13 protein-coding genes are annotated in these 14,972 nt (G+C 70.7%); 8 read left to right on the top strand and 5 right to left on the bottom strand.

Annotated features, from left to right (window positions below):
* Positions 1–136 precede the first annotated feature (136 nt).
* Positions 137–445 carry a co-chaperone GroES gene (gene groES / locus BZL64_RS21830; protein ID WP_020132158.1) on the top strand — a complete coding sequence of 103 codons (309 nt, stop codon included), beginning with the start codon at positions 137–139 and terminating at the stop codon, positions 443–445.
* Positions 446–574: 129 nt separating this feature from the next.
* Positions 575–2,200 carry a chaperonin GroEL gene (groL, locus tag BZL64_RS21825; RefSeq protein ID WP_086770889.1) on the top strand — a complete coding sequence of 542 codons (1,626 nt, stop codon included), beginning with the start codon at positions 575–577 and terminating at the stop codon, positions 2,198–2,200.
* A gap of 106 nt (positions 2,201–2,306) precedes the next feature.
* Here the strand turns inward: groL and BZL64_RS21820 are convergent, their stop codons facing one another.
* The 3 genes from BZL64_RS21820 to BZL64_RS21810 form a co-directional block, all read right to left on the bottom strand.
* On the bottom strand, positions 2,307–2,996 hold the full coding sequence (locus BZL64_RS21820; RefSeq protein ID WP_086770888.1) for an ester cyclase: 690 nt from the start codon (positions 2,994–2,996) through the stop codon (positions 2,307–2,309).
* A 75-nt stretch (positions 2,997–3,071) separates the two neighbouring features.
* Positions 3,072–3,845 carry an SDR family NAD(P)-dependent oxidoreductase gene (locus BZL64_RS21815; protein ID WP_086770887.1) on the bottom strand — a complete coding sequence of 258 codons (774 nt, stop codon included), beginning with the start codon at positions 3,843–3,845 and terminating at the stop codon, positions 3,072–3,074.
* A 97-nt stretch (positions 3,846–3,942) separates the two neighbouring features.
* Positions 3,943–4,611: an MOSC domain-containing protein gene (locus BZL64_RS21810; RefSeq protein WP_086770886.1), complete on the bottom strand. Its 669-nt coding sequence runs from the start codon at positions 4,609–4,611 to the stop codon at positions 3,943–3,945.
* 80 nt (positions 4,612–4,691) lie between these two features.
* Between BZL64_RS21810 and BZL64_RS21805 the strand changes: the two genes are divergently transcribed.
* A complete protein-coding gene (locus BZL64_RS21805) occupies positions 4,692–5,588 on the top strand; it encodes a LysR family transcriptional regulator (protein ID WP_086770885.1) in 897 nt (298 codons plus the stop codon).
* Between the two features lie 86 nt (positions 5,589–5,674).
* On the opposite strand, the gene BZL64_RS21800 is transcribed toward BZL64_RS21805, so the two are convergent.
* Positions 5,675–6,001 (bottom strand): WhiB family transcriptional regulator, encoded by a 327-nt coding sequence (locus tag BZL64_RS21800; protein ID WP_086770884.1) that lies wholly within the window; start codon positions 5,999–6,001, stop codon positions 5,675–5,677.
* A 379-nt stretch (positions 6,002–6,380) separates the two neighbouring features.
* Between BZL64_RS21800 and BZL64_RS21795 the strand changes: the two genes are divergently transcribed.
* The 4 genes from BZL64_RS21795 to BZL64_RS21780 all read left to right on the top strand — a co-directional run bounded on the left by BZL64_RS21795 (position 6,381) and on the right by BZL64_RS21780 (position 11,163).
* The gene (locus tag BZL64_RS21795) at positions 6,381–6,992 is read left to right on the top strand and encodes a response regulator transcription factor (protein ID WP_003948568.1); all 612 of its coding nucleotides are present in this window, start codon (positions 6,381–6,383) and stop codon (positions 6,990–6,992) included.
* A 581-nt stretch (positions 6,993–7,573) separates the two neighbouring features.
* Entirely contained in the window at positions 7,574–8,161 is a 588-nt protein-coding gene (locus BZL64_RS21790; protein WP_086770883.1) for a sigma-70 family RNA polymerase sigma factor, read from the top strand.
* Between the two features lie 242 nt (positions 8,162–8,403).
* A complete protein-coding gene (gene guaB, locus BZL64_RS21785) occupies positions 8,404–9,912 on the top strand; it encodes an IMP dehydrogenase (protein WP_086770882.1) in 1,509 nt (502 codons plus the stop codon).
* Between the two features lie 126 nt (positions 9,913–10,038).
* A complete protein-coding gene (locus BZL64_RS21780) occupies positions 10,039–11,163 on the top strand; it encodes a GuaB3 family IMP dehydrogenase-related protein (protein WP_086770881.1) in 1,125 nt (374 codons plus the stop codon).
* Positions 11,164–11,735: 572 nt separating this feature from the next.
* On the opposite strand, the gene BZL64_RS21775 is transcribed toward BZL64_RS21780, so the two are convergent.
* Positions 11,736–12,944: a nucleotide sugar dehydrogenase gene (locus tag BZL64_RS21775; RefSeq protein WP_086770880.1), complete on the bottom strand. Its 1,209-nt coding sequence runs from the start codon at positions 12,942–12,944 to the stop codon at positions 11,736–11,738.
* A 310-nt stretch (positions 12,945–13,254) separates the two neighbouring features.
* On the opposite strand from BZL64_RS21775, the gene BZL64_RS21770 reads away from it, so the two are divergent.
* Positions 13,255–14,961, top strand: a complete 1,707-nt coding sequence (locus BZL64_RS21770; protein ID WP_086770879.1) for a glycerol-3-phosphate dehydrogenase/oxidase — start codon at positions 13,255–13,257, stop codon at positions 14,959–14,961.
* Positions 14,962–14,972 lie beyond the last annotated feature (11 nt).

Genomic DNA, 14,972 nt, shown 5'->3' with positions numbered 1-14,972 from the left:
TGCCCGTCGCGTTTGGCACTCCCCACTGGAGAGTGCCAAACGCGACGGGCAGGTCCGGCACCCGCGACGACGGATCCACCTGGTCGCCACCTCAGACAGTTAACCCCGTGAGATCTCCGAAGGGGGAGGTCGGATCGTGACGACCACCAGCTCCAAGGTTGCCATCAAGCCGCTCGAGGACCGCATTGTGGTCCAGCCGCTCGACGCTGAGCAGACCACCGCCTCTGGCCTGGTCATCCCGGACACTGCGAAGGAGAAGCCCCAGGAGGGTGCTGTCCTCGCCGTCGGTCCGGGTCGCTTCGAGAACGGCGAGCGCCTGCCGCTCGACGTCAAGGTCGGCGACGTAGTCCTGTACAGCAAGTACGGCGGCACCGAGGTGAAGTACAACGGCGAGGAGTACCTCGTCCTCTCGGCTCGCGACGTTCTCGCGATCATCGAGAAGTAATTCACCCGGATTCACCGGAAGCATTCTGCTTCAAGCTGCGCCCCTGGCCCCCGCGACCACATAAGAACCCGGGCGCCCGGGGCGCAGTGTCTTTTTCACCCACCAGATCCCGAGAGGGCTCCCGCTGTCATGGCGAAGATCCTGAAGTTCGACGAGGACGCCCGTCGCGCCCTCGAGCGCGGCGTCAACAAGCTTGCCGACACGGTCAAGGTGACGATCGGCCCCAAGGGCCGCAACGTCGTCATCGACAAGAAGTTCGGTGCCCCCACCATCACCAACGACGGTGTCACGATCGCCCGCGAGGTCGAGCTCGACGACCCGTACGAGAACCTCGGCGCGCAGCTCGTGAAGGAGGTGGCGACCAAGACCAACGACATCGCGGGTGACGGCACCACCACCGCCACCGTGCTCGCCCAGGCGCTGGTCCGCGAGGGCCTGAAGAACGTCGCCGCCGGCGCGTCGCCCGCCCTCCTCAAGAAGGGCATCGACGCCGCCGTCAAGGCCGTCTCCGACGAGCTGCTGGCCTCGGCGCGCCCGATCGACGAGAAGTCCGACATCGCCGCCGTGGCCGGTCTGTCCGCGCAGGACAGCCAGGTCGGCGAGCTGATCGCCGAGGCGATGGACAAGGTCGGCAAGGACGGTGTCATCACCGTCGAGGAGTCCAACACCTTCGGTCTGGAGCTGGACTTCACCGAGGGCATGGCCTTCGACAAGGGCTACCTGTCGCCGTACTTCGTGACGGACCAGGAGCGCATGGAGGCCGTCCTCGACGACCCCTACATCCTGATCAACCAGGGCAAGATCTCCTCGATCGCCGACATGCTGCCGCTGCTGGAGAAGGTCATCCAGACCAACTCCTCGCGCCCGCTGCTGATCATCGCCGAGGACCTGGAGGGCGAGGCGCTCTCCACCCTGGTCGTGAACAAGATCCGCGGCACGTTCAACGCCGTCGCGGTGAAGGCCCCCGGCTTCGGTGACCGCCGCAAGGCGATGCTGCAGGACCTCGCGGTCCTCACCGGCGCCACGGTCATCTCCGAGGAGGTCGGCCTCAAGCTCGACCAGGTCGGCGTCGACGTGCTGGGCTCCGCCCGCCGCGTCACCGTCACCAAGGACGACACCACGGTCGTCGACGGTGCCGGCAAGACCGAGGACGTCCACGGTCGCGTCGCGCAGATCAAGGCCGAGATCGCCAACACGGACTCCGACTGGGACCGCGAGAAGCTCCAGGAGCGCCTCGCGAAGCTGGCCGGCGGCGTCTGCGTGATCAAGGTCGGCGCCGCCACCGAGGTGGAGCTGAAGGAGAAGAAGCACCGCCTGGAGGACGCCATCTCCGCGACCCGCGCCGCGGTCGAGGAAGGCATCGTCTCCGGTGGCGGCTCCGCGCTCGTCCACGCCGTGAAGGTCCTCGAGGGCAACCTCGGCAAGACCGGCGACGAGGCCACCGGTGTCGCGGTCGTCCGCAAGGCCGCCGTCGAGCCGCTGCGCTGGATCGCCGAGAACGCCGGCCTGGAGGGTTACGTCATCACCTCCAAGGTCGCAGAGCTGGACAAGGGCCAGGGCTTCAACGCCGCGACCGGCGAGTACGGCGACCTGGTCAAGGCCGGCGTCATCGACCCGGTCAAGGTCACCCGCTCCGCCCTGGAGAACGCCGCCTCCATCGCCTCCCTCCTCCTCACGACCGAGACCCTGGTCGTCGAGAAGAAGGAAGAAGAGGAGCCGGCCGCCGGTGGTCACAGCCACGGCCACTCCCACTGACGCACGTCGTCCCCGAGGCCCGGCGTCCCGAAAGGGCGCCGGGCCTCGGCACGTCCCGCACCGGCACGTCCTCACGGTCGGCGCGGGTGCCGTGTCTCCTCGCGGGCTACTCCCCGAGTACCCCCAGCTGCTCCATCAGACCCGCCCGGTCGTACTGCCACCAGCCCTCGCAGATCATCCCGTCCCGGAACCGCTGCCAGGTCATGCCGGTCATGGTGACGTTCTCTCCGGTGGCCGGGATGCCGAGGTAGTCGCCCTTGTGACGGGCGGTCCAGGTCCAGCGGGTGCAGACCCGGTCCTCCTGGGCGATCTGGTCGTCGACCCGGAAGGAGAAGTCGAAGGCGCGCCGCCAGCCCGCGTACTCCTCGCGCGCCGCCCGCAGCCCGTTGGCCTGTGGGCTGGAGGGATCGTGATCGACGTAGTCGTCGGTCATTCGATCGAACCCGCGGTCGATGTCGATCGTCCCGGCCTGCTCGAACCACTCCCGCGCCGTCGCGCAGTTCAGCTGCTCGTCGCGCACCACTTCCAGATCCGTGAAGGTCGGCATCTCGTCGCACAGCGCGACCATGCCCTGGAAGATCTCGTCGGTCTCCGGAAGGTTCGAGTTCCGCATCGCCTCCTCGTACGACGGGAACTCCACGATCTCGACGAAGTGCGACGCGTCCGACCGGTCCTTCCCGACCAGCGCGTGCGTCGCAGTCCGCTTCCCCTTGGTCTGCTCGACCCACATGTCCATCAGCCGGTTCATCTCGTCGAACCGGCTCGTCCTGCAATCGATGAGCTGTACGAACGTCATCGCGCCGCCTCCGGCCCCCCTGGGTCCGGCCCTGTCACGCCCATCCTCCCACCGGAGCCCGGCCGTCGCCGCTCGCTACTGCGGCCCGTACTTCCGCCCGGTCCGCGAGCTGACCCCGCCCAGCAGCGCCCGGGGCGTCACCTTCACCAGTCCCATCAGCGCCTTGTACCGCGGGTCCGGGATCGACACCGACTTCCCGCGCGCCAGGTCCGCCAGCGCCGCCGCGACCAGCTTGTCCGCGTCGAGCCACATCCAGCCGGGGATGTTGTCCGTGCCCATCCCGGCCCGCTCGTGGAACTCGGTGCGCACGAACCCCGGGCACAGCGCCATCAGCCGCACCCCGCTGCCCGCGAGGTCCTTCGCCGCCCCCTGGGTGAACTGCACCACCCACGCCTTGGACGCGCCGTACGTCCCGCGCGGCACGAAGGCCGCCACCGAGGCCACGTTGACGACACCCCCGCGCCCCCGCTCCCGCATCGCCTCGGCCGCCGCCGACGTCAGCCGCAGCACCGCCTCGCAGTGCACCTTGAGCATCTTCAGCTCGTCGGCCATCGATACGTCGAGGTAGCGGCCCTTGTTGCCGAAGCCGGCGTTGTTGACCAGCAGGTCGACGGGGTTCCTGCGGTCGCCGAGCCGGGCGGCCACCGCCTCGATGCCCTCGTCCGTGGCCAGGTCGGCCGTCAGCACCTCCGCCTCGATGCCGTGCCGGTCGTGCAACTCGGTCGCCTGCTCGCGCAGCCGCTGGGTGTCCCGCGCGACGAGCACGAGGTCGTGCCCGTCCGCCGCGAGCCGCCGCGCGAACGCGGCACCGATACCCGCGGTCGAACCCGTAATCAGAGCCGTTGTCATGGCAGAAGGTTAATGACCCGGAGTCCGGGCGTCCGCTCTCTGCACGCGGCCTGCGGAAACTGAGGAAGCCGTGCGCACGGCCGCCCGTGACAGCGGCTCAGCCGCCGTTCCTCTCGACGTACTTGCGGGCCGCCGCCCGCGCCTCGGGATGCAGCGCCTCGCCGGCCGCCAGCAGTTGGGGCAGCAGTTCCCGGTGCGTTGTCGTGGCCTGGAACTCCATCCGGGCCGTCACCTCGTGCTCCGGCAGGTGGACGATCTCTATGGGATCCCCCGCGCGGATCTCGCCCGGCACGATCACCCGCAGGTAGGCGCCCGTCGCGGCCTTCTGGGTGAACCGCCTGACCCAGCCCTTCTCACCCACATGGCCCTGGAAGGTGCGACAGGGAATCCGCCCCGACGTCACCTCCAGCACCACCTGCGGACCGATCCGCCAGCGCTCGCCGATCCGCGCCCCGGACACGTCCAGCCCGGTCGTGGTGAGGTTCTCGCCGAACGCGCCGTCGGCGAACGTGCGCCCCAGCTCCCGCCCCCAGTCGTCGAGATCCTCGCGCGCGACGGCGTACACGGCCTGGTCGTCGCCGCCGTGATGACGCAGGTGGCACACCGCGTCCCCGGCCAGCCCACTCCCCGCGACCCCCTTGGGGCCGGGCGCGGCCACCCGCACCGGCCCCTCGACGGGCCGCTTGTCGATACCGGTCAGACCCTCTGGCTGATCGGTGTACGGAACGGCCTTGGGACGGCCCACGTTGACGGACAGAAGCCTCATGCCGGCACGCTAAGCGACCAGTGGTCAAAGTGTCGACGCATTATTCGCCGCCGTACCCAAGACTCACTTATGCTCGAAGGATGATCGAGGCCCGTCATCTCCGCGTGCTGCGCGCCGTCGCCGCCACCGGTTCCTTCTCGGCGGCGGGGCGCGAGCTGGGCTGCACCCAGCCCGCGGTCAGCCAGCAGATGAAGGCCCTGGAGTCATCCGTGGGCACACCCCTGCTGGTGCGCAGTGGCCGCGCGATGCGGCTGACCCAGGCCGGCGACGCCCTCGTCCGGCACGCCGCCGGGATCCTCGCCGGGCTCACCGCCGCCGAGGAGGAGGTCGCCGCGATCGCCGGCCTGCGCGCCGGCCGGGTCCGCCTCGTCTCCTTCCCCAGCGGCAGTTCCACGCTCGTCCCGACCGCGCTGGCCGCCCTGCGCGCCGCCCACCCCGGCACTCGTGTCTCCCTGGAGGAGGCCGAGCCGCCCGAGTCGGTCGACAAGCTGCGCGACGGCGACTGCGACGTCGCCCTCGCCTTCCGCTACGAGGACGCGCCGGGCGCCGAGGAGTGGCCCGACCTGGTCGTCCGCCCCCTGCTGACGGACCGGCTCGTCGCCCTCCTGCCCGAACGGCACCGCCTCGCGCGCGCGGACTCCCTCGCCATCGGCGAACTGGCCCGCGAGCCGTGGATCGCCGGCTGCCCGCGCTGTCGCGGCCGGCTGGTCGAGGTGTGCGAGGCCGCCGGCTTCACCCCCCGCATCGACTTCGCGACCGACGACTACCCGGCGGTGGCAGGCCTGGTGGGCGCGGGCCTGGGCGTCGCCGTCCTCCCCCAGCTGGCGATCGAGTCCGTACGGCAGCGGGGGGTGCGCGCGGTGACCCTGGAACCGGCGGTACGGCGGGAGGTCGTCGCGCTCACCCTCCCCGACCTGGCCCAGGTGCCGGCGGTGGCGGCCATGCTCGGGCAACTGCAGCGGGCGGCGGCGCGGTAGCCGTACAGGGTGGGCGGCAGCGGGCGTACAAGTAATGAGGGCACTCGCGTTCGCGGGTGCCCTCAGCTATGTGGAGAAACGTTCCTTCAGGTGTTCGAAACACCGCCCGCGCCGGCCGACGTCGACACCAGGCGATTGCGCGCCCGCCCCATGAGCTCCTCGCGCTCGTCCTCGGTCAGTCCGCCCCAGACGCCGTACGGCTCCCTCACCGCCAGCGCGTGCGCCGCACACTGTGCGCGTACCGGGCACCTCATGCAGACCTCCTTGGCCGAGTTCTCGCGAGCGCTCCGCGCCGCCCCGCGCTCGCCCTCGGGATGAAAGAAGAGCGAGCTGTCCACCCCGCGGCAGGCAGCCAGGAGCTGCCAGTCCCACAGGTCCGCGTTCGGTCCGGGAAGGCGGGAGAAATCTGCCATTGCGTGACCCCTTGTAGCCGTGCCGAGCGAATACGGTGCCCACGACCGTACAACTACGATCTAAGGAGATGAAAATATGACTCATTGCGAATCTAGCCTCAGACACCAGTAAATGGGAAGAAATGGGGCTGAACGGGGCACGGGTTGTGATGAAAGCTTGAGGGTCCGCGCGGGTCTCTCCACCGTGTCCGCCCCCTCACGTAGAGTGCCGAAGAATGCACGCGGCCCCGTAACTCTTTCGAGTGACCATCGTTGAGAGTGCGGTGGCGGTTGAAAACACAAACGCTCGGGCAAGCGTCCGAGACGGTCGACCGCACAGGTGACGATACGTACCAGCCTGGAGGCACAAGGTGACGCGCATCAGCTGCGGAGGGCGGCCATGACTTCCGTCCTCGTCTGCGACGACTCCCCGCTTGCCCGAGAGGCGCTCCGCCGCGCGGTCGCGACCGTGCCCGGCGTCGAGCGCGTGACGACGGCGGCCAACGGCGAGGAGGTTCTCCGCCGCTGGGGTGCCGACCGCTCGGACCTGATTCTGATGGACGTGCGCATGCCCGGACTGGGCGGTGTCGAAACCGTCCGACGGCTGCTGTCCGCCGACCCGGGCGCACGCATCATCATGCTGACCGTCGCCGAGGATCTCGACGGCGTCGCACTCGCGGTCGCCGCCGGCGCCCGCGGCTATCTGCACAAGGACGCCTCGCGCGCCGAACTGCGCGCGACGGTCACCCAGGCCCTCGCGGACCCCACCTGGCGGCTCGCCCCACGGCGGCTGCGTTCGGCGGAGATGGGCGCGGCGCCCACGCTCACCGCACGCGAGATCCAGGTCCTGGAAGGCATGAGTCACGGCCGCTCCAACGCCGAGATCGGCCGCGAGCTGTTCCTCTCCGAGGACACGGTCAAGACCCACGCCCGCCGGCTGTTCAAGAAACTCGGCGCCTCGGACCGCGCGCACGCCGTGGCGCTGGGCTTCCGGTGGGGACTGGTCCGCTAGGGCCTGTCGGCCCAGGGCCCGTCCGGCCGGTCCCGGTCCGGCTTGCCTGCCCGGCGGCACGTGCTGGACACCGATGAGCGGAGTCCGGCGCGTGAGTTCGGCGACATCGCCGGCGGGGGCGCGGCTACCGGTGCCGGGCTCCGGCGCCTTCGGTCAGGCCTCTTCGGGGCCCCTTCCGTCCGGCGTCCTCGGCGCCACGGCCGTACGGCCCGCGCGGCGGACTTCTTCGGTCGGCGGCGGCGCCGGACAGGCCGCGCCGACGGACTTTTCGAGCAAACCGATCCCAGTGGACAGGAGCGGGGGAATGGATGAACCTCCCTGCTCGCGCGGGGTTCTGGGCTTGCGGGAACCCCCCGCCGGCCGGGCGTCGGACGGGGGCGGAACAGGGCCCCGCCGGGTGCCCGCTGCTCGTTTCGCCGCTGATGCCGCATCCTTGAGGGGTGGAGTTCCTCGGGGACAAGTCGGTCGAGCGGGAGGGGAGGGCGCAGGGGATGAGTTCCGGCGCACCTGCTCATAACGCTTCGGTGCACAACGACGGGCACGGTGGCGCGGCCGGTCCGGCCGCAGTGCACCATGGACCGATGCGCGAAGACGAGGCGGTCCGTGCCCCCGGGGTGATCGGCGGACTCGTGCACCGCGCGGTCGACGGCGACGAGCAGGCCACACACGACCTCCTCGCCCATGTCCACCCCCTCGCCCTGCGGTACTGCCGCACCCGGCTGTCCCGGCTCCCCGGCGACGCACGCCACTTCGTGGAGGACCTGGCGCAGGAGGTCTGCGTCGCCGTCCTCCTCGCCCTCCCGCGCTACAAGGACACCGGCCGACCCTTCGAGGCCTTCGTCTTCGCCATCGCCGCACACAAGGTCGCCGACCTCCAGCGCGCCGCGATGCGCCACCCCGGCTCCACGGCGGTCCCCTCCGACGAGATGCCGGAACGCCCCGACGACTCCCTCGGTCCGGAGGAGCGGGCCCTGCTGAGCAGCGACGCCGAATGGGCGAAGAAACTGCTCGCCAACCTGCCCGAGAACCAGCGGGAGCTGCTCCTGCTGCGCATCGCGGTCGGCCTCACGGCGGAGGAGACCGGCCAGATGTTGGGAATGTCACCCGGGGCGGTACGCGTGGCCCAGCACCGCGCGCTGAGCAGACTGCGCGCCCTCGCCGAGCAGTAGTCCCGCCGCTGCCCCGCCGCACCTCCTCCGCCGAACGAAGCCGAAGGAAGCTGGTGGGCCAACGCCGGACCGGCCGAGGCGCCTACGCTGAACAGGCCGGCGGCCCCCGCGGTGAACAGCCCGCCCGCCGCCGCCGTACGAACATGCGGAGCCCGGAGTCACATCGGACCGTGGAATTCGGGAGGTGCGCTTCCCGTTAGCATGGACATCCGCACCGATCAAGGCCATTTGGGGAAGGTGTCATGACTGCCAACGTCGACGGAGTGCCCGGAAAATTCGCGACGCTCGGGCTGACCTACGACGACGTGCTGCTGCTGCCGGGCCCGTCGGACATGGCTCCCGACGAGATCGACACCGCCTCGTACGTCTCCAGGAACGTGCGGGTCAACATCCCGCTCCTGTCCGCCGCCATGGACAAGGTCACCGAATCGCGCATGGCGATCTCGATGGCCCGCCAGGGCGGCGTCGGTGTTCTGCACCGCAACCTCTCCATCGCGGACCAGGCCAACCAGGTCGACCTCGTGAAGCGCTCCGAGTCCGGCATGGTGACCGACCCGATCACCATCCACCCGGACGCCACCCTCGGCGAGGCCGACGCGCTCTGCGCCAAGTTCCGCATCAGCGGCGTCCCGGTCACCGACGGCAACAAGCGGCTGCTCGGCATCGTCACCAACCGCGACATGGCCTTCGAGACCGACCGCACGCGCCGCGTCCGCGAGGTCATGACGCCGATGCCGCTGGTCACCGGCAAGGTCGGCATCTCCGGTGTGGAGGCCATGGAGCTGCTGCGCCGCCACAAGATCGAGAAGCTGCCGCTCGTCGACGACGAGGGCCACCTCAAGGGCCTGATCACGGTCAAGGACTTCGTCAAGGCGGAGAAGTACCCGCTCGCCGCGAAGGACTCCGAGGGCCGTCTCCTGGTCGGTGCCGCGGTCGGCGTCGCCGGTGACGCCTTCGAGCGCGCCCAGGCACTGATCGAGGCGGGCGCCGACTTCATCGTCGTCGACACCGCGCACGGCCACTCCCGCCTGGTCGGCGACATGATCGCCAAGATCAAGTCCAACCACACGCGCGTGGACGTCATCGGTGGCAACGTCGCGACCCGCGACGGCGCCCAGTCCCTCGTCGACGCCGGCGCGGACGCCATCAAGGTCGGTGTCGGTCCGGGCTCCATCTGTACGACCCGTGTCGTCGCCGGCATCGGCGTCCCGCAGGTCACCGCCATCTACGAGGCCGCGCTGGCCGCCAAGGAGGCCGGGGTCCCGGTCATCGGCGACGGCGGCCTGCAGTACTCCGGCGACATCGCCAAGGCGCTCGTCGCGGGCGCCGACACCGTGATGCTGGGCTCGCTGCTCGCGGGCTGCGAGGAGTCGCCCGGCGAGCTGCTGTTCATCAACGGCAAGCAGTTCAAGTCGTACCGCGGCATGGGCTCCCTGGGCGCCATGCAGACCCGCGGCGAGCGCAAGTCGTTCTCCAAGGACCGGTACTTCCAGGAGGGCGTCGCCTCCGACGAGCAGCTGATCCCCGAGGGCATCGAGGGCCAGGTGCCGTACCGCGGCCCGCTGTCCTCCGTCGTCCACCAGCTGGTCGGCGGCCTGCGCCAGTCGATGTTCTACGTCGGCGGCCGTACCGTCCCGGAACTCCAGGACAACGGCAGGTTCGTCCGGATCACTTCGGCGGGTCTCAAGGAGAGCCACCCGCACGACATCCAGATGACGGTCGAGGCGCCGAACTACAGCGGCAAGAAGTAGCGGCACACGCGCGTGCCGTCCGTTTCACACGGGTGAGGGCGGCCCCGGGAGCATCCGGGGCCGCCCTCGGCGTGCCCGTCGGCGATACTGGTAGACGCTGCAACGCATCAGGGAAAGGCCACACACGTGACTGAGATCGAGATCGGGCGCGGCAAGCGCGGCCGCCGGGCGTATGCCTTCGACGACATCGCCGTCGTCCCCAGCCGCCGTACGCGGGACCCGAAGGAGGTCTCGATCGCCTGGCAGATCGACGCCTACCGTTTCGAGCTGCCGTTCCTGGCCGCCCCCATGGACTCCGTCGTCTCCCCCGCCACCGCGATCCGCATCGGCGAGCTGGGCGGCCTGGGCGTGCTCAACCTCGAGGGTCTGTGGACCCGGTACGAGGACCCGCAGCCGCTGCTGGACGAGATCGTCGGCCTGCCCGTCGAGGCGGCCACCCGCCGGCTCCAGGAGATCTACTCCGCGCCGATCAAGGAGGAGCTGATCGGGCAGCGCATCAAGGAGGTGCGCGACTCGGGCGTGGTCACCGCCGCGGCGCTCTCCCCGCAGCGCACCGCCCAGTTCTCCAAGGCCGTCGTCGACGCGGGCGTGGACATCTTCGTCATCCGCGGCACGACGGTCTCCGCGGAGCACGTCTCCGGCTCGCACGAGCCGCTGAACCTGAAGCAGTTCATCTACGAACTCGACGTCCCGGTGATCGTCGGCGGCTGCGCCACCTACACGGCGGCCCTGCACCTGATGCGTACCGGTGCGGCGGGTGTCCTCGTCGGCTTCGGCGGCGGCGCGGCGCACACCACCCGCAACGTGCTCGGCATCCAGGTCCCGATGGCGACGGCGGTGGCCGATGTCGCCGCCGCCCGCCGCGACTACATGGACGAGTCCGGCGGCCGGTACGTGCACGTGATCGCCGACGGCGGTGTCGGCTGGTCCGGCGACCTGCCCAAGGCCGTCGCCTGCGGCGCCGACGCGGTGATGATGGGTTCCCCGCTCGCGCGGGCGACCGACGCGCCCGGCCGCGGCCACCACTGGGGCATGGAGGCCGTCAACGAGGAGCTGCCGCGCGGCCAGAAGGTCGACCTCGGCACGGTCGGCACCATCGAGGAGGTCCTCGCCGGCCCGTCCCACACGCCGGACGGCTCGATGAACTTCTTCGGCGCCCTGCGCCGCGCCATGTCCACGACCGGTTACAGCGAACTCAAGGAGTTCCAGCGGGTCGAGGTGACGGTGGCGGACTCGGTGCACCGGCGGTAGCCGGGCGGTAGTTCGCAGGACTTCGGCAGGGGCCGGTCAGCTCACCCAGGTGAGGTGACCGGCCCCTTTCGCATGCCTGGGCCGGGTGCGGGGACGTGGGGGCGTGTGGCGCGGAGCGGGGGCGCACGGTTGCCTTCGGGGTGAATACGGGCTGGTCAGGGGGGTCGCGGACGGTAGCGTCCGGAGTCGGCGCCCCAGTTGTGAGGGGTGCCCCCTTCCAAGGACATGGTTCCGGACCCGAGCCTTCGGGGCCCGGCCCGAGTTCCTGAACGAGCCGTCCACCGGGCCACTGGGCGGCGTCGTGGAAGGGGGCGCCCATGGGACGCCACCGCAAGCCCACCCGCTGGGACCGACTCCGTCTTCGGACGGTGCAGTGCCGGAGGAGGTGGATCTTGCGGCTTTTCGGATGGTGAGCGGCCGCCCCCAAACACCCTAGGGGCGGACACTCCGTGAACCATCAGGAGCCTGCCGCAGTGGCCTCTGCGGTGGGCTCCACCCGTTCGTACGTTACCGGCGAGCCGTGCCGTACGCCACCAGCCTCCGGAGCCCGGGGCGGTGTCGTGCGCCCCGTCTCACAACCGGTGCGCCGCCCCCGTCGGCGTAGCCCCCCGTGTGTCGAGCAGCAGCTGTGCCTTCACCGAGAGGCCCTGGAGGTCGTACGTGCGGTGCTGCTGGAGGAGGATCGTCAGGTCGGCGTCGGCGGCGGCCTCGTACAGGGAGTCGGCGCGGGGGACCGGGCGGTCGAGGACGCTCCAGGACGGGACGTGAGGGTCGTGGTAGCTGACGGCCGCGCCGAGTTCCATCAGGCGGATCGCGATCTCCTGGGCGGGGGTGCCCTGCTGGTCGGCGAGGTCGGCCTTGTACGTGACGCCGAGCAGCAGCACGCGCGCGCCCCGAGCCGACTTGCCGTGCTCGTTGAGGAGCGTGGCCGCGCGCTGGACGACGTAGCGCGGCATGCGGCTGTTGACCTGCTGGGCGAGTTCCACCATGCGCAGCGGGCTGCCGGGGTGGCCGGTGCGGTCCAGGGGCACGGAGTGGCCGCCGACGCCGGGGCCGGGGCGGAAGGCCTGGAAGCCGAACGGCTTGGTCTCGGCGCACCGGATGACATCCCAGAGGTCCACGCCCAGGTCGTTGCAGAGCACGGCCATCTCGTTGACGAGGGCCATGTTGACGTGCCGGAAGTTGGTCTCCAGGAGCGTCACGGTCTCGGCTTCCCTGAGGCCACGCGCGCGCACCACCTTGTCGGTGAGGCGGCCGTAGAAGGCGGCGGCGGACTCGGTGCAGGCGGGAGTGAGGCCGCCGATGACCTTCGGCGTGTTGGCGGGCGTGAAGTCGCGGCGGCCGGGGTCGACCCGGCTGGGGGAGTACGCGAGGTGGAAGTCGCGGCCCGCGCGCAGGCCGGACATCTCCTCCAGGAGCGGTCGCAGGAACTCCTCGGTCGTCCCCGGAGGCACGGGCGACTCCAAAATGACGGTGGTGTGCGGGCGCAGGTGTCCGGCGAGGGTGCGGGCGGCGGCCTCCACCTGGCTCAGGTCGAGCCCGCCGTCCGCGTCGCGTGGGGTGGGGGCGCAGATGACGGCGGTGCGCACCCGGCCCAGCTCTGCCGGGTTGGTCGCGGGCCGGAAACCCCCCGAGAGCATCCGGCGCAGCTCCGCGGGGCTGAGGGAGCCCGGCTCGGGTCCGGTGCGGTAGCCGAGCGTGGGGATGCCGGCGGCCACGGCGGCCTGGGCCAGGGGCAGGCCGAGCGGGCCGAGTCCGATGACGGCGAGATCTGCGGGCATGGCGTGGGCCGTCCTTCCCAGTAACCGAAGCGGGACAGGTGCGCAAGCCCTGTGGACAGGACGGGCGAGCGCAATGTCAGACTAGGAGTAAATATGACCGATTTGCGGGATTGATCGGTTGTGTTTTCCGGTCGGCCCGATGCGAGCCGGGTGCCGTTCCGTGGTTCCGTGGTTCCGTGAGAGTTGTCCACAGGCTGGGGGCGCGTGGTGGCTGAACTCGGGCAAGACGGTCACCATTGGGGCATGGGGGATAAGGGCCGGGCCTCGTCCTGAAAGGTGCGGCCGGCGCGACCGACAGCGGGAGGCAGCGGTGAGGACAGCGACACTGGGGCCGGCGCAGCGAGCCGAGTCACTTGCGGCCATGGCCGAGCGTGAGCTGGACGTGCTGGTCGTGGGAGGCGGGGTGGTCGGTGCGGGAACAGCCCTCGACGCCGTCACCCGCGGCCTGTCCACGGGGCTGGTCGAGGCACGGGACTGGGCGTCGGGCACATCGAGCAGGTCCAGCAAGCTGATTCACGGCGGCCTGCGCTATCTGGAGATGCTCGACTTCGTCCTCGTCCGCGAGGCGCTGAAGGAACGGGGACTGCTGCTGGAGCGGCTGGCACCGCACCTGGTCAAGCCCGTGCCGTTCCTGTATCCGCTTCAGCACAAGGGCTGGGAGCGGCTGTACGCCGGTTCGGGCGTCGCCCTCTACGACGCGATGTCGATGGCCCGCGCGCACGGCCGGGGCCTGCCGACCCACCGTCACCTGAGCCGCCGTCACGCCCTGCGCGTCGCGCCCGCCTTGAAGAAGGACGCGCTCGTCGGCGCGCTCCAGTACTACGACGCGCAGATGGACGACGCCCGCTATGTCGCCACCCTGGTGCGCACGGCGGCGGCGTACGGCGCGAAGGTCGCCAACCGCGCGCGCGTGACGAGCTTCCTGCGCGAGGGCGAACGGGTCGTGGGCGCGCGTGTACGGGACGCCGAAGGGGGCGGGGAGTACGAGATCCGCGCCCGTCAGGTCGTCAACGCCACGGGAGTGTGGACCGACGACACGCAGGCGATGGTGGGGGAGCGGGGACAGTTCCACGTCCGTGCCTCCAAGGGCATTCACCTCGTCGTGCCGAAGGACCGCATCCACTCCTCCACGGGCCTGATCCTGCGCACCGAGAAGTCCGTGCTGTTCGTCATTCCCTGGGGCCGGCACTGGATCGTCGGCACCACCGACACCGACTGGGACCTCGACAAGGCCCACCCGGCCGCCTCCAGCGCCGACATCGACTATCTGCTGGAGCACGTGAACTCCGTCCTCGCGGTGCCGCTCACCCGCGACGACGTCGAGGGCGTCTACGCCGGACTCCGTCCGCTGCTCGCCGGCGAGTCGGACGCCACCAGCAAACTGTCCAGGGAGCACACCGTCGCCCATCCCGTACCGGGGCTGGTCGTCGTGGCGGGCGGCAAGTACACGACGTACCGGGTGATGGCCAAGGACGCCGTCGACGCGGCCGTGCACGGGCTCGACCTGCGCGTCGCCGAGTGCGTCACCGAGGACGTGCCACTGCTGGGCGCGGAGGGCTACCGGGCACTGTGGAACGCGCGAGCGCGCATCGCCGGCCGGACCGGGCTGCACGTGGTGCGTGTCGAGCATCTGCTGAACCGGTACGGGTCGATGGCCGAGGAACTCCTCGACCTCATCGCCGACGACCCCACACTCGGCGAGCCGCTCCGGGCGGCCGACGACTATCTGCGCGCCGAGATCGTCTACGCCGCCTCGCACGAGGGGGCGCGGCACCTGGACGACGCGCTGACCCGGCGCACCCGCATCTCCATCGAGACCTTCGACCGGGGCGCCCGCAGCGCCCGTGAGGCGGCCGAACTGATGGCGCCGGTCCTGGGCTGGGACAAGGACCAGATCGAGCGCGAGGTGCAGCACTACGAGAAGCGGGTGGAGGCCGAGCGGGAGTCGCAGCGGCAGCCCGACGACCTGACGGCGGACGCGGCGCGGCTGGGGGCGCCGGACATCGTGCCGCAGTGAGGTTGGGGGGT

It is taken from the genome of Streptomyces bobili (assembly GCF_002154575.1).
GTDB lineage: Bacteria > Actinomycetota > Actinomycetes > Streptomycetales > Streptomycetaceae > Streptomyces > Streptomyces bobili.
Note: the sequence above shows the minus strand (reverse complement) of the source record. Positions and strands in the feature narration are given on the sequence as shown.

Excerpts from the sequence above, each read along its gene's own strand:
- groL (WP_086770889.1), top strand. The coding sequence starts at position 575 with ATGGCGAAGATCCTGAAGTTCGACGAGGACGCCCGTCGCGCCCTCGAG.
- BZL64_RS21820 (WP_086770888.1), bottom strand. The coding sequence starts at position 2,996 with ATGACGTTCGTACAGCTCATCGATTGCAGGACGAGCCGGTTCGACGAG.
- BZL64_RS21815 (WP_086770887.1), bottom strand. The coding sequence starts at position 3,845 with ATGACAACGGCTCTGATTACGGGTTCGACCGCGGGTATCGGTGCCGCG.
- BZL64_RS21810 (WP_086770886.1), bottom strand. The coding sequence starts at position 4,611 with ATGAGGCTTCTGTCCGTCAACGTGGGCCGTCCCAAGGCCGTTCCGTAC.
- BZL64_RS21805 (WP_086770885.1), top strand. The coding sequence starts at position 4,692 with ATGATCGAGGCCCGTCATCTCCGCGTGCTGCGCGCCGTCGCCGCCACC.
- BZL64_RS21800 (WP_086770884.1), bottom strand. The coding sequence starts at position 6,001 with ATGGCAGATTTCTCCCGCCTTCCCGGACCGAACGCGGACCTGTGGGAC.
- BZL64_RS21795 (WP_003948568.1), top strand. The coding sequence starts at position 6,381 with ATGACTTCCGTCCTCGTCTGCGACGACTCCCCGCTTGCCCGAGAGGCG.
- BZL64_RS21790 (WP_086770883.1), top strand. The coding sequence starts at position 7,574 with ATGCGCGAAGACGAGGCGGTCCGTGCCCCCGGGGTGATCGGCGGACTC.
- guaB (WP_086770882.1), top strand. The coding sequence starts at position 8,404 with ATGACTGCCAACGTCGACGGAGTGCCCGGAAAATTCGCGACGCTCGGG.
- BZL64_RS21775 (WP_086770880.1), bottom strand. The coding sequence starts at position 12,944 with ATGCCCGCAGATCTCGCCGTCATCGGACTCGGCCCGCTCGGCCTGCCC.